Origin of the sequence: Niallia sp. FSL K6-0212, assembly GCF_038007605.1 — a bacterium.
GTDB classification, from domain to species: domain Bacteria; phylum Bacillota; class Bacilli; order Bacillales; family Cytobacillaceae; genus Niallia; species Niallia circulans.
The window spans coordinates 113357-135909 of the sequence record NZ_JBBOXL010000002.1; the positions used below are offsets into that span (position 1 = coordinate 113357).

General features: G+C 30.5%; 19 protein-coding genes and 3 pseudogenes. 6 read left to right on the top strand and 16 right to left on the bottom strand.

The genetic code is table 11. The annotated features are described in order from the left end of the window. Positions 1 to 98: 98 nt before the first annotated feature. Together MHH96_RS24260 and MHH96_RS24265 are read left to right on the top strand one after the other, a co-directional pair. Positions 99 to 609, top strand: a pseudogene (locus tag MHH96_RS24260) (insertion element protein); the annotation flags it as partial. A 44-nt stretch (positions 610 to 653) separates the two neighbouring features. Then, positions 654 to 1322, top strand: coding sequence for a DUF3885 domain-containing protein (locus tag MHH96_RS24265; RefSeq protein WP_341118232.1), 669 nt, complete (start codon positions 654 to 656; stop codon positions 1320 to 1322). Positions 1323 to 1546: 224 nt separating this feature from the next. Here the strand turns inward: MHH96_RS24265 and MHH96_RS24270 are convergent, their stop codons facing one another. The 5 genes and pseudogenes from MHH96_RS24270 to MHH96_RS24290 all read right to left on the bottom strand — a co-directional run. Continuing rightward, on the bottom strand, positions 1547 to 2194 hold the full coding sequence (locus tag MHH96_RS24270; RefSeq protein WP_341118233.1) for a DapH/DapD/GlmU-related protein: 648 nt from the start codon (positions 2192 to 2194) through the stop codon (positions 1547 to 1549). Positions 2195 to 2708: 514 nt separating this feature from the next. Continuing rightward, positions 2709 to 3401: an NUDIX hydrolase gene (locus MHH96_RS24275; RefSeq protein WP_341118235.1), complete on the bottom strand. Its 693-nt coding sequence runs from the start codon at positions 3399 to 3401 to the stop codon at positions 2709 to 2711. Between the two features lie 58 nt (positions 3402 to 3459). Beyond that, entirely contained in the window at positions 3460 to 4611 is a 1152-nt protein-coding gene (locus MHH96_RS24280; RefSeq protein ID WP_341118237.1) for an ATP-grasp domain-containing protein, read from the bottom strand. A gap of 51 nt (positions 4612 to 4662) precedes the next feature. Beyond that, entirely contained in the window at positions 4663 to 5343 is a 681-nt protein-coding gene (locus MHH96_RS24285; RefSeq protein WP_341118239.1) for a PIG-L deacetylase family protein, read from the bottom strand. After that, positions 5340 to 6905: pseudogene (locus tag MHH96_RS24290) on the bottom strand (polysaccharide biosynthesis protein); the annotation flags it as partial. The pseudogene MHH96_RS24290 and the gene MHH96_RS24285, both read right to left, overlap by 4 nt. A gap of 171 nt (positions 6906 to 7076) precedes the next feature. On the opposite strand from MHH96_RS24290, the pseudogene MHH96_RS24295 reads away from it, so the two are divergent. Next, positions 7077 to 7724, top strand: a pseudogene (locus MHH96_RS24295) (IS21 family transposase); the annotation flags it as partial. Between the two features lie 52 nt (positions 7725 to 7776). Here the strand turns inward: MHH96_RS24295 and istB (MHH96_RS24300) are convergent. Next, positions 7777 to 8535 (bottom strand): IS21-like element helper ATPase IstB, encoded by a 759-nt coding sequence (gene istB / locus MHH96_RS24300; RefSeq protein WP_061801337.1) that lies wholly within the window; start codon positions 8533 to 8535, stop codon positions 7777 to 7779. Then, a complete protein-coding gene (gene istA, locus MHH96_RS24305) occupies positions 8535 to 9824 on the bottom strand; it encodes an IS21 family transposase (protein ID WP_061801336.1) in 1290 nt (429 codons plus the stop codon). The genes istB (MHH96_RS24300) and istA overlap by 1 nt, the downstream gene beginning before the upstream one ends. A 189-nt stretch (positions 9825 to 10013) precedes the next feature. On the opposite strand from istA, the gene MHH96_RS24310 reads away from it, so the two are divergent. Together MHH96_RS24310 and istB (MHH96_RS24315) are read left to right on the top strand one after the other, a co-directional pair. Then, positions 10014 to 10781, top strand: coding sequence for a Mu transposase domain-containing protein (locus tag MHH96_RS24310; RefSeq protein ID WP_445669013.1), 768 nt, complete (start codon positions 10014 to 10016; stop codon positions 10779 to 10781). Beyond that, positions 10778 to 11497 carry an IS21-like element helper ATPase IstB gene (gene istB / locus MHH96_RS24315; RefSeq protein ID WP_036179323.1) on the top strand — a complete coding sequence of 240 codons (720 nt, stop codon included), beginning with the start codon at positions 10778 to 10780 and terminating at the stop codon, positions 11495 to 11497. The genes MHH96_RS24310 and istB (MHH96_RS24315) overlap by 4 nt, the downstream gene beginning before the upstream one ends. A 539-nt stretch (positions 11498 to 12036) precedes the next feature. Here the strand turns inward: istB (MHH96_RS24315) and MHH96_RS24320 are convergent. Further along, positions 12037 to 13059 (bottom strand): LLM class flavin-dependent oxidoreductase, encoded by a 1023-nt coding sequence (locus MHH96_RS24320; RefSeq protein ID WP_341118242.1) that lies wholly within the window; start codon positions 13057 to 13059, stop codon positions 12037 to 12039. A gap of 57 nt (positions 13060 to 13116) precedes the next feature. After that, on the bottom strand, positions 13117 to 14337 hold the full coding sequence (locus MHH96_RS24325; RefSeq protein ID WP_341118282.1) for an ATP-grasp domain-containing protein: 1221 nt from the start codon (positions 14335 to 14337) through the stop codon (positions 13117 to 13119). A gap of 318 nt (positions 14338 to 14655) precedes the next feature. On the opposite strand from MHH96_RS24325, the gene MHH96_RS24330 reads away from it, so the two are divergent. Then, positions 14656 to 15186, top strand: coding sequence for a nucleoside-triphosphatase (locus MHH96_RS24330; RefSeq protein WP_341118244.1), 531 nt, complete (start codon positions 14656 to 14658; stop codon positions 15184 to 15186). Positions 15187 to 15289: 103 nt separating this feature from the next. Here the strand turns inward: MHH96_RS24330 and MHH96_RS24335 are convergent, their stop codons facing one another. The 7 genes from MHH96_RS24335 to MHH96_RS24365 form a co-directional block, all read right to left on the bottom strand. Beyond that, the gene (locus MHH96_RS24335) at positions 15290 to 16519 is read right to left on the bottom strand and encodes an MFS transporter (protein ID WP_341118245.1); all 1230 of its coding nucleotides are present in this window, start codon (positions 16517 to 16519) and stop codon (positions 15290 to 15292) included. Between the two features lie 98 nt (positions 16520 to 16617). After that, positions 16618 to 17781 (bottom strand): ATP-grasp domain-containing protein, encoded by a 1164-nt coding sequence (locus tag MHH96_RS24340; protein WP_341118246.1) that lies wholly within the window; start codon positions 17779 to 17781, stop codon positions 16618 to 16620. A 1439-nt stretch (positions 17782 to 19220) separates the two neighbouring features. After that, complete coding sequence (locus MHH96_RS24345) at positions 19221 to 19868, bottom strand: hypothetical protein (protein WP_341118247.1); 648 nt, start codon at positions 19866 to 19868, stop codon at positions 19221 to 19223. A gap of 4 nt (positions 19869 to 19872) precedes the next feature. Then, positions 19873 to 21219: a hypothetical protein gene (locus MHH96_RS24350; protein WP_341118248.1), complete on the bottom strand. Its 1347-nt coding sequence runs from the start codon at positions 21217 to 21219 to the stop codon at positions 19873 to 19875. A 13-nt stretch (positions 21220 to 21232) separates the two neighbouring features. Next, positions 21233 to 21643 (bottom strand): hypothetical protein, encoded by a 411-nt coding sequence (locus tag MHH96_RS24355; RefSeq protein ID WP_341118250.1) that lies wholly within the window; start codon positions 21641 to 21643, stop codon positions 21233 to 21235. Then, on the bottom strand, positions 21640 to 22173 hold the full coding sequence (lepB, locus tag MHH96_RS24360) for a signal peptidase I (RefSeq protein WP_053215780.1): 534 nt from the start codon (positions 22171 to 22173) through the stop codon (positions 21640 to 21642). The genes MHH96_RS24355 and lepB overlap by 4 nt, the downstream gene beginning before the upstream one ends. Before the next feature lie 19 nt (positions 22174 to 22192). Then, complete coding sequence (locus MHH96_RS24365) at positions 22193 to 22486, bottom strand: hypothetical protein (protein WP_047944123.1); 294 nt, start codon at positions 22484 to 22486, stop codon at positions 22193 to 22195. Positions 22487 to 22553 lie beyond the last annotated feature (67 nt).

The window sequence follows — 22553 nt, forward strand, 5'->3', positions numbered from 1 at the left end:
ATCTCGCTTCTTTTTTGGTGGTAGGTGGATGATTGTCTTTGGTTCAGCAGAACATTGGTAAACTTCTTGCACACCTTACATTGGTATCGTTGAGAGTTAGAACTAACTCTTTACGCAAATTGGCGTACCTTTACTTAGCGGAATTATTTGAAACTCACAAATTCCATAAAGTAATATCGGATGGAGCGAGTTCCCATAACGAGTATGCGGATAATCCGATTGAACATCCTTTAGCCACACCTGATAGAGGATTTCGTTCAGTCGATTGTACAACGGATGTTTCTTTTCTTGAGCCAAAGGGATGTTGCGGCATTAATTGAAAATGTAAATGATAATGCTACGAACACCTTCATTCAACACATTCGGAGAAGGTTATCCATTTTAGAAAGACCGCTGACAACGGCTCGTGGCGATGGAAAAAGTTATATTTACTCAAACTTCAATCCCAAGTATGCTCAAATGGCATTGACAATCCTTCGGACTTATTACAATTTTTGTTTGGCGTATAAAACAAAGGAAGGAAAGACCGAAACAATCGCTACACCAACCCAAAGACTAGGTATAAGCACAAAAAAATTTGAATTGAATGATATTATTTATCTTAGATAATAGGGGGGATATTAAAAATTAGAAGTAAACGAGGTTCGTGAATTATGGAATTAAAGGAATATTTAAATACAACTTTTCCAGGACTAATCTTAAAGCCAAGTCTTTATAATCAATGGGATATTGGTCTGCACTTCGAGTTCGCCCAAGGGATGTATCAGTTTAATGACGATAATACTCTTAATCTTGATATGTTTAATCGTGTATATAATCAAGCCTTAGCTATTTTCGATTATCTTTTTTCTGACCAAGATGAGATTTTTCTTGTTACGAATGTATATCATCTTAAATGTTTGAAAGATAGGACAAATCCAATAAAAGTGTATCAATGTTCTATAAAAAATAAAAATTTGAAATTTAATATACGGCAAACGACATTACCATTTGTTTTTGATGATGAAGAAGATGCGGATGAATTTTACACTTCTCAGTTTTTTTTAAAGTGTAATAATAGTGATATACGATACCTTTCGCTGATTAAAGCAGCTTGTAATGAAGATTTTCCCTTGAAACCTAAATTTGGAAGAAGAAATGGCTCGTATTATCCAGATGTATTTTTTCATAAACGCTTCAAAAAATATCATTTTTTTATTTATGATGATAGAGGTTGCGAAGTCATTGCAAATAATAAAGAAACCATTCGACCATTATATAATCAATACAAAAATTGGCTTGGCGAATATGACAAGGAAAAGATTGAACTACTTTTCAACTAACTAATATGAGCTGGTTAACATAAAAAATGGTCCACTAAATGATGGTCCATTTTTATTGCTGTTTTTATGGTTATTTGTAATTCGAATTTGTTGCTAAAACGCCTTAAATTCATTATGCTATTTAAACTTTTGTAGCTCAAAACCGAACCCGTTAGTCTTGAAGTCACCTGCTTATTTTTCAACATATAATTGAAATTTATCTACGATTAGTAAGTTAAATAATATTATCGAACTATTGAGTTATCTTCTATAACACCTTTAACAGAAGAAAGCGGATAAGTTAGTACATTTTTTTTTATTAGAGTCCCAGGGTTAATTACTGTATTTGCCCCAATCTTAGATTGGTCTCCTATTATGGCTCCAAAATATTTTAAACCTGTATCAATCTTTATGGTTCCAGTGTTAATTATAATATTATCTCCATATGGAATATTTTTTACATTCGCAATCATTACACCTCCACCTAAGTTTACATTATTACCTAATATGCTATTTCCAACAAAATTGAAATGAGGCGCTCTAGAACCATTTAATAGTATTGAATGTTTTACTTCTGAACAATGACCGACGATACAATTATCCCCAATTATTGTATTTTCTCTTATATAAGCTCCATGGAATATTTTACTTCCTCTACCAATATAAGCGGGTCCTTTAACGTAAGCGCCATTCTCAACAAAAGTATCTTCTTCAAGAATTACACCATACTCACTGATATAAGCTCCAGGTTCCACAATCCCTTTAATAATGGATTTTGTCTTTGACATAGTATCCTCAATCCTTAATAAGGGTTCCCAAACATTTTTAACATCATAGAATAGAATTTTATGAGAAAAATCACTTATTTGAAAATAATCCCTATAATCAAACATTTTTTTCACTCCTTATATTAAATATATATAATAACTTAATTTCATATTTACTATTGACAATCCTAGAGAATCTTTATATCTTCAAAAATTTAAGATTCTACTAATTTGAATTAATTGAGAATAAGATGATTCAGATAGTAATATTAAAAATTAACAATCAAGAGGGAAATGAAGTCAATTAACAATCTTAAAAAAGCTTGTATGCATGAAATTTGTTTTACAAATTAATAGGACCTGTAGTAAATTCTGGTAGGGTATTTCAACACAGTTAATGATACACATAAACATGATTTTCTTGACTATATATCTTAATCCATTTAAATACTTAAAAAAAGCTCAAAAAGGATAGACGACTCTTAAACCATTTAATCTTGAATGTCAGGTCTTATGTACAGACTAACTCTTAGACTAGAGGAAGACTCTCTATTCCTACTTATTCATTCGATTAGGCTATTTTAAATACTCCTTTTTATTCATTTTTTATGAGCGTAAGGCTAATATTTTTGAATCTAATTCAAGTGGTTTTATGAATTGGCTGTGCTTTATTTTTTATAGCATCAAGCGCCCTTATAGCAAAGTTATCTCTTTTGAAATATGATGAAATGTTTTTTTCTTCCAACTTAATAAACTTTAACTCTTTGGTTTCTTCTGAAAGTTTAAGTTTACCTCCAGATATTCTACCTTTAAATCCAATTACAATATTTCCAACTCCTATATTAGAATAAATACCTGTTATCCCTTCTAAATCAACGTTAAACCCAGTTTCTTCATAAATCTCTCTTTTAACAGCTAAATCTAAGGGTTCATTTTCATCTACTAACCCTCCTGGAAACTCCCATGTGTCTTGACGTAATAGTGATTTCATAATAAGTACTTCATCTTTGTCATTGAATATACAGCCGAAAACTGAAACTATATTTTTAGGGATTCCTCCACCCATTCTATAAACAAATGAAAAACTTTCATAAGCAATTTTACTATCAATTATAGAACGTAAATTCTCATTATATTGTCTGCATACTAAATTAAAATGAGGTATATCTTTATATTCCCAGTATTCTTTGATGATTTTTTCACTTTGTATATACCAACTATCAATTAGTTTAACGTTATGCCTAAAGTAAAAAGGGTGGATACTGGATTTTAAAAATAATTGAAAATCAGAAAGAGAGACCTTACTTAATTTATACTCTTTTTCAACAAACAACTCTATCTCCCCATTCCATTTTAAATATAGTTTTAAAAGAAATACTTAGATTTTATCCCTAAAATTTAAGTGTGTTATCTGGAATTTCATAGACAAAATCTTTGATTAAAGATAAATCTTTTTGTATTTGTTTTACTTTTCCACTTAAAATTATACCCTGAAATTCTTTCCTAGAATTAGTCCCTGAAAAGTACTTAAAGGTATTTAACTTAAGAAATTTCCATTGATCTTCCTTTTTAATTGGCTCTTTTAGAGGAATTTCTACGGCTCTCTGAATTAAATCATAATTAATAGTATCTAACACCTGGTAATCATAAAGTAAATCCACGTACAATTCAGGTAATAGAAGGTTAGATGCGGCCATACTTAATAAGGTTGCTCCACCCATTCTAGGGTTAATTTCCATTATGTATATGCTATCACTTTCCTCATTCCAAATGAATTCTACCTCGATAACACCTAAAATTTTAAATTTCTCAGCTATAGTAAGAGCTATATCATGACACTTTTGTGTAAGATTATCAAATTCGTGGGTATACCTAATTTTATTTTTTGGATGAATTCCCATTTTGGATGTAACTCCTTTGTTTATTAAAGGTAGAGCTATATAACCTTTAGTAGAGCCAAATACTTCTACAGATAGCTCTATACCATCTATTAGCTTTTCACAAATAAAATCCTCAATATTAAAAGTTTTTTCAAAAAAATCCAGGAAATCATCTTTGTGATTAATAATTGAATTCCCAAAACCCCCAGATCCCAAGGTATGTTTAATTATTAGAGGAAATCCAATTTCATCCGCATATTTTGAACACTGTAATTTCGAATTTATCATATTAAATCCCGGAATAGTTTTAATATTATTTTTAATAAGTGCATCCTTTGTTTCTCTCTTATCATGTAAAATTTTTGCAGTACTGAAGTTATTTCCAATAACTTTTATACCCTTTTTTTCAAGTTCTTCTTTAAGTAAAGCGTCTCTTAAGATTACTCTCTCCGCTGATAAGCAAATAACTGCATTTACCTTTAAGCTAATGGCGATATTAACTATTGAATCAACATTATTAAAAAAATCAAACGTGCTTTTTAGGTAATCATCATGTTTAAACCCGTTTATAATAAATACTTCAAATCCTTTTTTTATTGCATAGTCATAAGTCATATTTGATAAGAAGGAATGCCTAGATGTTACAACAATTAATACTCTCATTATTATATACCTCCATAGATTCTAGATAAATATTCATTACTTTGAGCATAATCACAGCTCTCTTCTAAATACACTTTCAAAGGCTTCAGCATATACCATCCCAGATTGCCCACCGCGATACAAAGCAAGACCTTTTATTGCTTCCTTACTTCGAGGATGTGGATAGTCTCTTATTACATCTTCATACGCAGCTAGTGCCTCAAATTTCTTATCAATTCTTTCTTTTCCTACCAGTACAAAGGTATTTGGATTAAATTGATTTAATGAGCTATTCAGTCTCCATTCAGTAGATGATGGAATTTCCATAAATAATAATTCTTTAATTGTAAAATCTAATGTTCTTCTTTGGAACAGTCTAGTTGCTGCTTGACATGCTATGGAAGTATGATAATGATCATTATTTAAATCAGCAGGATGATGTGTAAAAATAGTTTCTGCTTTAGTTTTTATAATAGAGTCTTCAATAAATTGAACTAATTCTAAATGAGGAACGATGTTAAATTGTATATTAGGAAATGTCCCCTTTATTACATTCTTCACTCCTAGGATATTCAAAGATCTATCAATATCTTGATTCAGCTTTTCTAAACTTGGTCTCCCTTTTCTTGCCACTACTTGGCTAGATAATATGCAAACATTTACAACATTACCTTCTTCTATTAACTTACATATGGTTGCACCTGCGCCAAGTACTTCATCATCCGGATGTGCTACAACAATTAAATAATTCAAATTAAATCCTCCTGTTTTATTTTTTTCTTTAGGTTAGTATAATTAGTGATTGCAAGTAGATTACTTTTAATTTCATTATCATTCATTCTATTAAAATTCTTTAAAAACTTATCTATTGTATTTTTATTATAAATAGGTGTCTTTACAACAAAAATTTTAGGGAAAATAAATTTTTTAAAAACTTCATCTTTATTTACTAGTTCTTCATATAATTTTTCACCAGGTCTTAACCCTGTAAATTTTATACCAATATCACTTATTTTATGTCCAGATAGTTTTATTAAATTTTTTGCTAAATCTACAATTTTAACTGGCTCTCCCATATCCAAAACTAAAATCTCCCCACCTTTTGCGATTATACCAGCTTGAATTACTAGTCCCGAAGCTTCAGGTATAGTCATAAAGTAGCGATGCATTTCAGGGTGAGTAATCGTTATCGGACCACCTTCTTGGATCTGCCTATTAAATAAAGGAATGACACTTCCACGACTTCCTAAGACATTTCCAAAACGAACAGTTACAAATTTAGTTTTACTAACAATCGATATATTTTGAATTATCATTTCTGCTAAACGTTTTGTTGCCCCCATTACACTTGTGGGATTAACTGCTTTGTCAGAAGATATGAGGACAAATGTACCAACACAGTATTTCTCTGAGGCTTCAGCAACATTTTTAGTTCCAATAATATTATTATTAACTGCTTCTTTTGGGTTATCCTCCATTAAAGGTACATGCTTATGTGCAGCTGCATGATAGACTATATCTGGTTTGTATTTTTTAAATATATACTCAATTCTTTCTCTATCTTGAATGCTTGCTATGATAGGAATAATTTCAATTCCCTTTGTTAATTGCTCTCTAAGTTTTGTGTTAATGGAATAAATACTATTTTCCCCATGTCCGACTAAGATGATTTTCTTCGGATTATACTTGCATATTTGACAACATATTTCAGAACCAATTGATCCTCCTGCTCCTGTTACTAAAATAGTTTTCTCTGTTATAGTAACTGAGATACTTTCAGTGTTAAGTGACACTGGTTCTCGTATTAAAATATCTTTAACTTGTATTTCATTTGAATTATGAAGTGACTTTTCCCCAACTATAATATCCTCTATTTTGGGAATAATTTTAGGTTTTAATCGAGTTTTATTACATTCATTTATAATTAAATCTAACTGATTTTTAGAAAGTGTTGGCATAGCAATAATTATGCGATTAATCTTTAATTTATTTACAGTATCCTGTATTACTTCTTTTCCACCAATAACTTCTATTCCTAATAGAATAGTATTTTGTTTTAATGGATCATCATCAATAAAAACTACTGGTTTTAAATCCGTCCCTGAACTTAATTGTAAGTATTTAACAACTAACATTCCCTCTATTCCTGCTCCGATTACCATTGTTCGAATTTTCCCAGGTTTTTTTGTAAGTTTATTTCCAAAAGGCACTAATAACCGAAAAACAGAAGCCAACATAGTATAAAAAAAGTAGCTTACAAAGATCACCCTTTCATGTCCATAATTCACAATAAATAATTCAATGAATATGTTAAATAAGAATGAAAAGGTAGTGACTGTTTATGGCATCATAAAAATGTAGGGTATGGCATTAAATTTGTGCAATAGGGCCGTAGGCCCTGCACAAATTAAAAAACCACTTGTCAACATTCCAAAATACACATACACTTCCTGTTGGGACAAACAAGCGCAGGAGGTATTAAGGAGATGTTGGCAGTGGCCGAAATTAATTATATCAGACATGAGGTAAACATAAAAGACAGTAACTATTCGGAGATTGCACAAAGAATAGGAAGAGATCGTAGAACTGTTAAGAAGTATGCAGAACAGGATGATTTTAGTCCTGTAGAAAATATCAAACAAGACAGACCATCTCCAGTGATGGATCCTATTAAACATATAGTAGATGAATGGTTAATAGAAGATTTTAAACAAAAGAGAAAATTCCGTAGAACTGCAAAGAGAATTTGGGAGCAATTAAAAGAGGAGTTTGATTTTAAGGGTTCTGATCGAACAGTAAGAAACTACATATCCCATCGAAAAAAAGAACTATTAAATGAAGCGAATCAAGCAGCGTTATCACTAGAGAGCAAACCTGGGTCAGCTCAAGTGGATTTTGGAGAAGCTCCGTTTAAATATCAAGGGGAACAGATAACTCTACCCTATCTGGTTCTTTCTTATCCATATAGTAATTCATTTTATTTTCAGGTATTCCCCGCTCAAAACAAAGAGTGTTTTTTAGAAGGATTAAAGCGTATTTTTCACCATATGGGTGGTGTTCCAAGAACAATTAGATTCGATAATCTTTCAGCTGCCGTAAAGAAGGTATTGCCAAATGGCGAACGGCAGTTAACTATAAATGTCAACACAAATATGTACATTTTCGCTCGTTTAAGGATGTACAAAATCACTCGTTTTCTTGCACTAAATGATCCTTTAAACGATAGGAATTTCCCACCATTGTCACAACCTTCGCATGGTGTAAGATGCGATCTAAGATGGCATTTGCCAGCTTAGGCTCCTGAAATACTTCATCCCATGCCTTAAAGTTTACGTTCGTTGTTAAGATCGTACTGCGCTTTTCATATCGCATGTCAATCAGTTGGAAAAATAATTTCGCATCTTCTTGATCAATTGGCAAATAACCAATCTCATCAATGATTAATAGTTTATATTTTGTATAATGTTTTAGACGAGTTTCTAAGCGGTTCTCCAATCGTGCTCGTCTTAAATTCTGAATTAAATCATGGCATTTAATGAAATAGGTACTTGTTCTTTTCTTTGCTGCCGCAATCCCTATGGCGGTGGCCAAGTGTGTTTTGCCAACACCACTTGGTCCTAAGAAAACAATATTCTCGTTCTCTTCAATAAAGCGAAAGGTTAGAAAATCTTGAATCTGTTGCTGATTGACTGAGGTTTGGAAAGTGAAATCAAAATCTTTTATTTCTTTCATATGTGGAAATGCAGCCACCTTTACCATCGACTGCGTCATATTTTGTTCTCGCACATCAATTTCATAGTTGGTTAACTTGATTAACGTATCAATAAATGACAGCTGGTTCTGGACTCCGAAATCAATTACTTCATTTAAATGTAGAGTCATTTGCTTCAGCTTTAGATACTCTAGGTTTCTTAATAATTGTTGATAATTAGTGGATAGATTCATTATTTATACACTTCTCCAATCGTTGCTAGATTTTTCTTTGCCAAATCATCGATTTCCGGATAGTTATAGTAAGGGGCTGAAACAGCCAAACCTGCTTTATAATGTGCTTCCTGATAATTTAGCTTCGCTTTGCTGATTGGATGCTGTGCAATAAGTTTCATGTTATAATAAATCCATAAGTTGTTATCATACACTTGTAAACCTACTTTCTTTCCTTGATATTCTGGTGGTACGGAATACTGGTTTGATTTGTAGGAGATCATGTTGGATGCATTGACTTTTACTTGTGTGTGCTTAATGCGATAGGAATCTCTTACTTTATCAGTTGGTAGCTGGAGTAAGTGGTTCCTTTCTTTTTTATATTCAATCATTGGTATTCTTCCTGTCCCTTGGTGAATCTGGTGATTCACTCTGTTGGCTAACTCTTGTATAAATTGATGCAGTTCCTCTAAAGAGAATTGTCCTTGATAGGCATGAATTTCGTCTAACAATTTCATTGTCGTTTCGACTTTTCCCTTTGTCCTTGGTCTGCCAGCGATACAGGCTTTCACTTTAAAGCCAAAGTCTTTTGCGAATTGCTCAAACTTTGCATTCACTTTACCCGGATAATGTTCCGTTCTTGCTTCATCCATCACTGTTTTCATATTATCCGTAAGGAGTTCCTCAGGAACACCGCCAAACGTTTCAAAAGCTTCTGTTAGAAAGGAAAACAGCGTACTTTGTGACTTGGAAATACTCAAGTGGAATACTCGCAATCTTGAAGTAGATAGAATAAGCGCAGCTACATTGATCTCGACCTGCTCGCCATCTTTTGTTTCATATTGAATATTTTCCTTCCAATCTAATTGAGCTTGTTTACCTGGCGGAGTTTCATAGCGAACCGTCCCCTTCGGAGAAGCAATACGTTTGTCCTCCACAAAGTAAGCATTAAATTCAGGTATTCGAGCGATATAGGCTCGAAAGGTCGAAGCACCACAGTCTAAACCGTGATTATCCTTTAAGTACTGCCAAAGCACCCGCCGATAATAAAACACCTGTTTAGAATCCTCAGATAAAAGAGCAGCGATCACTTCATAATATTCATCAATTTTTGAGGACTTTTTTCTTGTCCTCTTGGGGACAAAACCATTTAGATATTTCTCAACTGTTCGTCGATCTACTCCAAGTTCTTCAGCCAATTTACTCTTATTAATTTTCATTTTCATATGCTCCATTATTTGTTTGAATTTTGGTAAGTCTGAAAGACTATTAATCTCAAAATTAACATCGACATTTAATGATATATACATGACTAGTCACCTCAAGACTAGTATGTAAAATGAAAGCAAATTTGTACATATTTATCCAAGCATTATTGTACATATTTAAAATAGCATTTCTAGTTAACAGAGGAATTTCAGAACTTCGTTCTACACTATGGGTTCGAAAGTGAATTTTGTAATCCTAATAGTGGGAATGAAAAGGGTCATGTGGAAGCAATGGTGAAATATGTGAGAAACAATTATTTATTGCCTGGTCTCCACGTACTGAATTTAGACGAACTTAATAAGACGTTGTGGGAAAAAGCTGAGAAAGATCGTGAGAGAAAACATTATGAAAAGGAATCTTTCATATCCCAGCTGTTTGAAGAGGATCGGAAAGCCTTTTTGGTTTTACCAAGTAAGGAATACCAATGCATCAGATACGAAACAGTGAAAGCCGATAAGTACGGTTATATTAAAGTAGAAAAAAATCTATATTCTACTTCACCAAGATACGCTTTAAATAAGGTTCTAATTCGTATTTCATATAATTCAATTGATATTCTTACAGATGATTATCAACTAGTCGTTAGCCATCCTCGACTCTATGGTCAATATAGAAAATCGATTAATTGGCAGCCATACTTAAATCTAATGGCCAAACGTCCTATGGCACTTAAATATACTAGTTTCTATGAGCAGTTACCACAAGAATGGCAAACATATTTTAATTCATGTACTTCCTCTGAAAAATCAGAAGCCCTGAAGTTATTAGGTACAGTGATGAAAGATTATGATTTTAGTAAAATTACTGAAGCGCTGAAGATTGCATCAGAGCATGGTCATCCTTCGGTTGAATCAATTAAACAAGTATTCTACCAACTAATTAATGGTCGAGGGATACGCGAAGAAGTACATCTCCAAAAGTCATTGCCTATTATGCCGGAGGCTACTAGAGGTCTACAGCATTATAATCAGCTTCTAAAAGGAGCTGAAATAAATTGAGTACGCAGATTCAAGAATTCGCTAAACGATTGAAATTAAGTTGGATTAGAGAACATTATCAAGAGATAGAAGCCACATCAAATGAAGAGTATTTACTGAAGCTTTTTGAAAAAGAAATTGAGCAACGAGAAGAACGAAAAACAAATCTTTTACTTACACAAGCAAGCTTACCTAAAGTCAATGGGAAACCTTTTGATTGGAAGGACATTGTCCTAACAGCAGGACTAAGTAGTGAAGACCTATTAAATGGAGTATTCATGGAGCAGCAAGAAAATCTAATTTTCTATGGGGGTGTAGGTGCAGGTAAAACCTATTTAGCTACGTTAATTGGATTGAATGCCATACAAAGGTATGGCAAAGCTGTTAAATTCTATACAGCGGCATCATTAGTTAATCGATTATTAGAAGCAAATGAAAAAGGTAATCTCAATAAGCTTTTTAAGCAAATAGAGAAATTGGATCTTTTGATTTTGGATGAGTTAGGTTACATTCCTCTTCACAAACAAGGGGCTGAATTATTGTTTCAGGTTATTTCGATGTGTTATGAAACCAAAAGCATCATAATCACGACAAACCTTCAATTCGGTCAATGGAATCACGTTTTTGGGGATCCAATATTAACGGAGGCAGTAATTGATCGACTCATCCATCATTCGCATTTGATTGTATTTAAAGGCGATAGTTATCGTTATAAGGAGTCAATTATTCAGAATTAAATTTCGTTGGCAAGTGGTTACATTTTTGATTGCCGTTTTATGCATTTTTTGCTTGCCAAATACATAGTGACTTTGGTTATTGTTATTATCGTAAATAGGTCCATTCCCCCCCCTACACAACGATACAATTTGAAAACAGTTGCAAAAAAATAATAGCTGGTTGTTATCAAAATCATTGTAATTAAAATCTCTGAAGTAAAATAGAATCTCCCTGGATATATACTCCAGAATGCAAAATAAACAGAAACTAGAATAAGAAATAAATCTAGGAGTAATGAAAATACAATCCTTTTTTGTTTTATCATTCTTTTTCCCCTCTTTAGTGGTTCGTTGTACGAATATTTTATAAGAGTTATCAAATAGTAAAACATATTAATAAATAGGAGAAATTTAAAGGGGATTACGTGTTATATACACTTTTTACAGATCTAATTAAAATTAATCATGAAATAGAATCTCCTTTAGAATACTACTAGTTATCTGTGTCATAGAAGCTATTAGCACATAAGATAAAAAGTCTTAATTAAAACTTTATGAAATTAATTAATGTTTCGTAGTATAGAAAATACTTTATCTGTATGAAAAAACATTTCCTCAGAGTAATGGTCGGGAATTAAAATTATATTGACACCTAACTTTATATACCGCATTAAATACTTTGCAACTTCTTCATAACTTCCTACCAAATAAGGATTGTTATTATTTCCGCTTAAATATGCCCCCATCCAGTAAATATCATCATATAGTTCTTTATCATTAGCTGTTTTAGCCATAATTAAATTACTTATAGTCTTACCATTTTTAATTTCAGATTTGGATCTTTCTTTCCCTTCTTTTGTTACTCCAAATAAATTCCTTGCCACACTCCACGCTTCCTTACTTAAAGCTCTAGCAATAATGCCAATACGAATGCCTAAATTTGTATCTGAATCATTAAATTTTGTACTATACTCTTTTTTAAATACTTCAATAGGTTGTGGCCTTGTTAAAGCTACGTCTGCATATTTTTTCGAAATAGCTATGCTTGTAGAAGAAGCTCCTGGAACAAAAAACATGGGATAATTTTTATTTTGTAATTTTGGCTCCATAACCAAACTTTTATAATTATAGTAATTTCCACTAAAGGAAACCTCCTCATGCTTCTTTGAAAAAATCATTTTTAAAATTTTTATATATTCTACAAGCCTATCGTATCTTTCCTGATGGTTAAGCCTATCATTAATTTGACTTAATTCAATTGCTGAATTTCCAGTTATCATATTAAGGTCTATTCTCCTGTTATATAAATTACTTAAACTTTGAACAATTTTCCCAAGCATAAAGGGATTAATTGTATTTGGCTGAACCGCAACTAGAGGTGTAAGTTTTTCAGTATTCTCTAAAACAATAGACGCAATAGACCATGGATCATACATTTTATAATTGAAAAAAATAAGAGAACCATCAAAGTTAAATCCTTCTGAAAGTCTAGCAATCTTTATAACAAACTCTTTAAAAGTTATATTTTCATTTAATGCCTTTGGACCTGGTATTTGGCTATAAATCCTCAATTCTTTCTTCATTTCAATTCCCCCAATAAATAATCAATTATATTCAAGCTACAACATAATATGAAGTTCTCAATTTACTTTTATATCAGTTTTAATAATAATAGAATTAATATAATCTTTAGTCTTCTCAATTACTCCTTGATCTAGGTTCGAAGTAACTATGATATGTCCATATTTTCTGTCCACTGTATTAGAAATTTTATTTACCCAATCGCCTTCCTTAAAGCGCACATCTACTAAATGAACATCTTCTCTATTTTTTATATTTTCCGGGATTTCAATATACGTAATTTTTCCTAATGGAGGAATAAAAAAATATACACAAGCCTTTTTTAAATAACAGAAATTTTCTGGAATGCTTTTATTATAAAAACAGTCATAAACTAATGAGTGTATATCACATCCTCTATAGAGTTCTACTAGTTTAGGAATACTGTCCCCTCCTGGTCGAAGATGGGATTCAATTATATATGGACCTTCTTCCCCTACAATAAATTCAGTGTGACCTGCAGCATGTACTACTCCTAACATATCAAATAGTAACTTAACCTGTGTTTCCATCTCATATCTAAAAGTATCTTCTATTTTAGCTGGAATAGTGTGGCTTAATTCAACAAACGGATTAGCTCCGTGTATATTTTCTCCTATTGTGAGCTTTTCTGTTACAGCCAATATTTTTGTTGTATAATTATAAGTTATAGATTCAACACTAAATTCTCTGCCCTCTAAAAATAGTTCAGCAATAACTTCACCTATATTTTCGTTAACAGAAAAGTATTCTTTAACTTCGCATTCACTGCTAACTTTAACCACATTATTACTACCTTGTCCTTTCGTTGGCTTTAGTATAATCGAAGTATTACATTGCTTTAAGAATTCTATTACCTCAATTGGATTTTTACAGACCCTATATGGAATGGATTTCAATTTTTTCTCTCTAATAAACTCTCTTAACCGTCCCTTATCATTTATAATACCTACAGAGTCATTTGGAGTGAATTTATTATTAAAAATATACTTATTGTTTAATTCATTTGCTATTAACACCCCGTTATGTCTGTCAGTAAATGATAAAACACCTACTACTTTATTTGTTATGATTATTTGTTTCACAACGTCTTCTATTTGTGTAGCATTATCTAAAATGTAAGTCTGAAAGGCTTCGTTGATAACCTTATTGCTTAAATCTTTGTTACCTATCATTTCTTTTAATTGGATATTTATAACTTTATATCCATTTTTTCTAGCTGCTTTTAAAGCAGCATAATGACCAAACAGTAAAATTATCATTTCATTCAATGTAACCACTCCCTTTAAGATATTCTTAAACCAATGCCAATACTTGGAATATATATACTATAAAAATGATATCATTACAAATTGATTGAATGTTAAAAATTCATCTTACTATTCTTTTAGGAACTTCACTTTGGAATTACATCCAAAATATAACGCCTATTTTTTAATATAGATTCTATTATTATATGCACCTACTCCTATAATAAAATGATTGATAACAATTAATTGAAAAATAAATTGGTTATTAGTATTAAAAATGTTATATATATATTAACTAAAATAAATTTAAAAATGAGGTGAATCAAATTTATGAAATACTTTCTATCAGGAGTACCAAGGGTAGGCAAAACAACGGCATTAAAGAAAATAATAGCTGAAATTGGTAGCGAAAAATTTAGTGGGTTTTATTCTGAGGAAGTCGTAGTTAACTACCAGCGAACAGGATTTAAAGTTATCTCTTTGGATGGTACTGAATCTATATTTGCAAGTATTTATTCTAATAGTTTAACTAGAGTGGGGCGATACGGGATAGATATTAAAAAATTCGAGAATATTGCCATACATTCAATCAATAAGTCTCTCAATCAAAATAAAATTATTGTTATAGATGAAATTGGACCTATGCAAATTTCATCTAATAAATTTCTTTACACTATAGAAAATTTATTAGAATCTTCACATACTGTGTTAGGAACAATTTATTTTGATTCCCATCCTGTTATAGATAAAATTAAACAAAAAAAAGACATCAACACTTTCTATTTAAATAAACATAATAATAAAGATATTATCCGTAGAATACAGACTGAATTAAATCAAATCATAAGAGATTATCTATAGGAGTTTGAGATTATCCTCTAACTTTATTAATAAATTTTAGCTTTCTTTATTTAATTTTTCCTATCTTTGCTTTAAAAGTAATCAGATTTAAGATCAAACTAATCTAGTTGTCATAAAGTTCATCTATTTTTCTTAATGATGATTGAAAAAATAGTAGATAAGAAAAAACAAATATAAGTGCTGCTATTACAAAAGTAACTTTTAAGCCTACTGTTTCTACTAGAGTACCCGCAATTAAACCTGAAATGGAAAAAGAAGATAATACAAACATCCTATATATGGAGTTGATTTTCCCCAAATCTTCAATAGGTACTAAAATCTGTCTTGTTGTTCTGTTTACAATATTAGAAAGTATTGTTGGCCCTTCGAATAATGATTTACCAACCGCCAAGAAAATCCAACTTGGAGAAAGTATCATAAGTAGTACGCCCAATCCACTTATTAATTTAGTATTTAAAATTATCTTGCTATATTTAAATTTGTTTACCATAGTTTTCGCAAAAAAACCTGTAACTAATGTTATAGTTGCTGAGATTGAAAATATTGCTCCAATCTCAAATGAGTCTATTTTCATTTCATATTTAGCAAAAAAGATGAACATTGATTCTATGATTCCGTTTGAAAAATTAGCCAATGTAGAAATTAATAATATAGGCAAAAGTATTTTATTATCAAACAATTTTTTAAAAGTTTGTCTCTGGATTGCTATAATTTCCCCTATCTTAATATAATGTTTTTTATTACTATTATTAATTTTTTTGTATTTAAGAAGCCAAATACAAAAAATGATTGGCAGATAAGTAATCATGTTTACAATTATTGTTAATTCATGTCCAAATAAGGATATTGCCCCTCCTGCGATTGATGGACCAAGCATTAGTGCAATAGTGTCTATTACTTGAAAGTGGGAGTTTATAGTAAGCCAGTCTTGTCTTTCACTAATTTCTGGAAGAATCGTTTCATTACATAAACCCAAAAAAACTCCAAAAGTCGATAGTAAAAAGGAAATAGAGAATATTAAGGTAGGGGAAACATTGTCTGTATAAACTACACTTAATAAAGTAAACAAAAGTAATATTTGCAATATAGACGAAAAAAACATTATTATCTTTTTATTATAATTATCAATAAAGATTCCAATCAAAGGCGAAAAAAGAATTATAGGTAATGTCTGAAAGAAAAAAGTACCTCCCATTAACAATGCAGACTCAGTATAATCATAAATTAAAATAGGAAGGAGTATTAAATACATTTTGTTTCCAGTCTTTGAAATTAAAGATGCGAGTAAATATGAAAATAACCAAGGATATTTTTTATAATATAATTTATACATAATACCTCCCATCTAATCCTGTTTTACAAAAATTAAATATTGTTTAAAAAGAAATCGTTATATGCCTAGGCAATTTAAAATAAATAAAATTTTTTGTTTTATTTCTCTTTTTCCCAAAGTATCCTTCTTACTTCTTCAATGGTATTTGCTGAGACTTGAACGTAACCAGTACGATCAATATTTGAATTAATTATTTTAGTATTTTTTGAAATAGAAGCATTTAGATTTAAAATATTATTATTGGATATCCAGTTTAACTTAGGAATTTCATCTAAAAAGAAACGAACCCCTGAAAAACGAATTTTCTGAACTTTACTTGGAATATTAACTGTTTTCCCAATTGAAATATCAATTAATATATCATAAAGATTATAGTTCAAAGAGTGATATATTAAATCACAAATAAATCCCCCAGCGGGTCTAGCACCGATTTCTATAAAATAAAATTTAGAATCTTCCGTCAACTTGAATTCTAAATGAAATACACAATTATTTAATTGAAGTGCACTAATTACCTCACAGACACAACTATAAATATAGGTATCTATTTCTGAATTGAATTCTACGGGCAATTCATGACCTACTTCAATAAAGTTAGAATTTGTTTTATCTACCTTTTTTTTAGTTAAACATAATAAATTTATTTGCTCTTTTTGTACATATCCTTCTGCACTATATTCTTCTCCTACAATATATTCCTCAAATAAATATCCCTTATTATTATAATTAGGAGTGTTATTAATAACGAAAAAAAGTTCAGTTTTAGAACTAATTTTTTTAACTCCTATACTTGCTGCCATATCCAAGGGTTTAATAACACTTGGAAAAATATCAATATTTTTAAGTTGTGGATCTGTAGGTCCTGAAAGATATTTAAATCTAGGTTGATTAACAAAATTTAATCTTTCATTTCTAATTCGCTGTCTCATAAACCATTTATTTCTAGCGTTTATAGCATTAGCATATCCCAATGTGGGTAATCTAAACTTTTCAGCAATTCTTGCAACCACAGGTACTAGATGCTCTACATAGGTTATTACTCCAATGATCTCATCTTTATCTAGATAAGATATGATTTGTTCAAAAACTTCATTATCATTCTTAATATCTCTTACAAAGATAGTTTTTTCAAAAAAAGGCGATAATCCTCTATTATTATAACTTTCAATAAGAATAGGAATAATATCATTTCTATTAAGTATAGTTTTAACACCAAATTCTCGATGCTTTCCAATACTAATAATAAGTAGTTTTTTTTTCATCTCTGCACTCCTAACGTTCCAAACTACTATAATAATTGAACATCATACCAATTAATTCCTATAACTTTAAAATTTTAGTTCCTACAAGATTTCCTTCCAATAAAATAGATATAAATTTTTAATTTTCCTAATTACTGAATTAATAACTATTCAATTATTCACACTAATATTCTTATATCTTTGTAAATTATTTCTATTACTATTGTGTAAATTACTACGGGATTTTTTATTTGATTTGCTTATAATAGGAGTTTGGAAATTTATAGAGATTCAATAAAAATCTTTCTTACCGAATATAGTTAGACATGAAGTTAGAAAAGAGTCAAATAAGTAAATAATAGATAAATAAGAATGGATTAAAAAAAGAAGTATTTTTAACTTTAAACTTGTTATAAAATAAGCGCTCATTTTTTATAACAATCCGATTTTAGACTAGTCATTAAATTTTAAACTTATAGTTAGGTTACTTAGTTTAACTATGCAATTGCTGAATCTCCATCTTTTTGTATACGCCCAAGCAGTTCTGTAATTTTCATGATACTTTGAACTCTTACACCTATACAGGTAAATAATAACATTTTTGAATTATAATTACCAGTAAATTTTAATAAAAAACAAAAAAGTATAATAAACTACTAATACAGACTTTCTTATAAATCCGTAATAGAGATAATGAAAAAAATTTCAAAAGCTATTATAGACCGTCCAGTTTTTATTGCTAGTAAGAATAGTTTTAAAATTTACAAGAGTAGATAAGAAGGAAAATTGATGATACGATACCCAAATAATTAAACAACGCAGAGTAATTTCACCCGAATTATACTCAAAAGACTAAGTATTATTCTCCAGTATGACGTTTAAGTTATCAATTTGTCGGGCATTAAGAGAATTTGAAAGTAATATTTTGATGAGCTATTTTTTGCATTAAATTTGGATAACATTAAGAACAAGCGTAAGTTTATATTTCGTTTCAAAGAAGAAAGCAGAACTATTCTTTTAACAACTCCCCATCAAGATGAAATAGAAATTTGGTTTTAAAATCATTTTCACACTCTCCAGACATCACTAAATTTTCTTTTCACATGGAGTATAAATCGATCGAATATTACTTTAATCAAGAGTAAAGACACAAAAACTTTTTTTACTTTCATCCCTAGTTTTAAACTGAATCAATTTGTTCGCTTATTAATGTGTTTCACCACTTTGACTCTAGAAGGAGCAGTCCGGGTGGCCAAAGTGGTCAACGAGAGTAATATATAGTTTCACACTACATCGTAATAACTATCTGGACTAAATAGTAACATTTAATTTTCATTCATAACATTAATATCTCCTTTTACTAATCAATCATTTCTAACAATGATTTAATCCAACCAAGTATCTTCAGAATGGCACCCAATACATCAATATAGAACAACATACCTGATCTCCTTCTCTATTTATTTGATCTTGTTGATCAATTGCACCTTTTTTATATTTTGTTCCATAGCTAAATGATGTTTCTCCAATAAATCTTTCATCTTTTCATCTTGATAGATTTTTACTTTTTGACTAGCCTGCTTTTCAATTCCATTAGCATATTCAGAAATTTCCTTAATAAAACCTATAACTCTCTCTATCTCTTTTTTTAAATCCTGCTCAGAAAGTTTTTTAGAGAGGTCTTCCAATGACGAAATCGAATAAATAATTTCTTCATTAAAATGAATCACAAAATATTCTTCTTTAATTTTTGATAAAGGAATCAAAATTTCATTTCTGAATAAGTAATAATTGCTATTGTCCAGCTTGAAAGCAAATCTCTTTTTATTTACTTCGTAGTAACGGTTACTTACCCTAAGATTTTCTTTTCTCATGGACCAAATCAGATTCCATTTCGGATTCAGAGGGTCATATTCATTAATAGGAAAAGAAAACTCAATAACTTTCCCTATGCTCTTCCCATAAGGAATATCAATTTCATTTATAAAACTTACCTTTTTATGATTTTTTAATTGGTCCAAATATTTACGAGAATAATGAATCTTAAATAATAATGAACCAATAAGAAAAACCAACAGTATTTTTTCTATCCATAATATTATTTGCATGTTATTACCTTCTCCCTTTTATAATGGTCATTTTAAGCTTCTTCCGATCTTTTAAACCATTGCTTAACATTATCGCTATTGAAATACATAAAGCACCTATAAAGACGATATGCAGCAGAATCTTTAAATCATCTAGTGATAAAAAGGGGGATTCGTTTTTGCTACTTGCCTTTTTCTCATCATCAAAGTTAAGCTTCCACATTCCTCCCTCATATAAAGCTTTAATTTCAACCTCAGTTGTTTTCTCTATATAATCCTCAAAAAATCCAGGATATAGATGAGTTAGATTAACTGTGAAAGAATACATTTGATCATTTTCTTTTTTCTCTTTAAGTATGTCTATTGATGATAACGGGTTTTCGTTTTCACTAAATGCTTCAATCATTTCAGTTTTAATTTCTTCATCTGTCTTCCCCTTTGTAAAGCTTTGATTTTTAGAGACTAAAGTGCTTGCAGCCCCATAGTTTGCATTTATTACTTCTTTATAATATTTAGTAACTACTTCCCTTGGGGTTAAATCATGTTTATCGATCACTTGGTTAACAGCATCATCTACTAGTTCAAAAGTTAAATACCATTGATTTTCAAACTTAATAGCAACGATTCTTTCTTGATAGGTATATTTTTTGGTGTCAGTTAACGAAGCAGTAAACAAAATACTTCTTCCATCGATTTCCTTAGCATCTTCTATGCTAAAAGTAGCAACAGAATTACCTTTGCTAGTATAAAATTGGGATATTTGTTTTATTACTTGTTGAATATCAGAGGTATTTCTCTTATCTTCAGGCACTAATTGACTTTCAATTTCCGGTTTAGATAGTAACAGCTCTTTAATTGCTGTTCCATAATTCCCTTGCCTTATTAATTCATAATAACTATTTACCTTTTTGCTCGCCTCTTCCTTTTCTTCTTCAGTAATCGGTTCAGTATCCTCAACAGGTTTTACATCTTTCAATTCTTCAACTTTAACTGGTTCGCCTGTTTCAGCAGAAACGTATATCGGATCTCCTTCATTGGTCACAGAATCTAAAATCAAATACACACCAGCAGCGGTTAATAATGTTTTGCTAAAATTATTCCCCTTATAATAAGCTTGTCCTTTATATTTATTTTTTCCTTTAGTTGCAGTTGCTGCAGCATTTTTACTTTTAATATTACTAGGACTAGTTTTTACATTGGTTTTTGTATTAGTTTTTGATTTCACTGAGCTAACCTTACCGCTATTAATAGAAGAACTTTTCACACTAGAACCTCCGGTTTTCCCTAAAGATACCTTTGCAGAGGCTGTACTATATGCTGTGAAAAATAATAAAATAATACTGAGGGACATTATTGCTATTTTTTGTTTCATTACATTTTCCTCCTTAATCAAAAGATGAAGAACTATCACTTGAAGAGTCATTACTATAATCACTAGATGAATAATCATAAGAATTATTGTTTGTATAATCAGAACTACTTGATGACTCGTTTGAATTTTCAATCATTTCCCTTAGGACATTTCCATTTTCAAAATAAAAATTATTATTGAAAAACTCATTAGAGTTTTTGTTAGTTTCATAACTGCTTATATTAGAGTAACCTTTCAATTGCCCATTTTTCATTCCACTTCGTTCTCTTATTTCAGTACCATTACTTCCGTTTATGAATTGTTGGATTTTTCTATGTTCCAAACTGTCTCTTCGTTGTTCTTTTTTCAACTCCGTTATATTTCTTTGCAAGTAGTCAATAACAAACATTAACGATATAACACATATTAGAAGAAAAATAATCATTTAAAACTATCCTTTCCGATTGAAATAGACACTTTGTTTAAAGGCCAATAACGCATTCCAATGCAGCCTTCTACACTTTCAATAGGAATTGTTCCTATTTCTCTACTATCCGTACTAAATTGTCTATTATCCCCTAATACAAATAAATGATCAGCTGGTACTTTCCCCACTAAAGCATAATCTTCCGTATAAATATCTTTGTTTTTAGGTATAAACACCTCATCAATAGCTTCATTATTTATAAACAATTGATTGTTCTTGTATTGGACCGTTTCACCTGGCAACCCAATTACTCGCTTTACTATTTTCTCTCCTGATGGAAGACGGGCAATTATGATTGAAAATCTATCCGGTGTATTAAATTTATTTATTAGAACTAAATCACCATTCTGTAGTGTAGGCTTCATAGATTCTCCATCTACCTTTAAAGGAACAAAAATAAATGATCTTACGATGAACAATACTATAAAAAAAATAAGAATTTTCCTTACATATGTTTTCATTTTTGTTCTCTCTTCTTGACTCATCATCTTATATCTATACTCCTATCTATTTTCGAAAACAGCCTATATCAAATAACCTTCCACTTTTTGTTACACCTGTTTCTAAAGTTAATATCCAATCATAGACATCATCTAGATTAAATCCATTTATCTTCAATTCTTTTGGGAATTCTATTTCTTCCTCAAAAATTTTATATAGCTTTTCTTTGGCCGTTTCAATTGGTCCAAATCCATATATATATTGATGTTTTACCTTCTTCCCCTCTCTATAAGATTTACGAATATACAAATACACCTTTCCTTTAGAGGTTTTCTTAGTTAAGTAACCCACCCTTTTCATGTACAACCTCACCTTTTTGTTTCTCCTACAAGTTGAAATTTTCTATATGTAGGGGAAACCCGTTTCA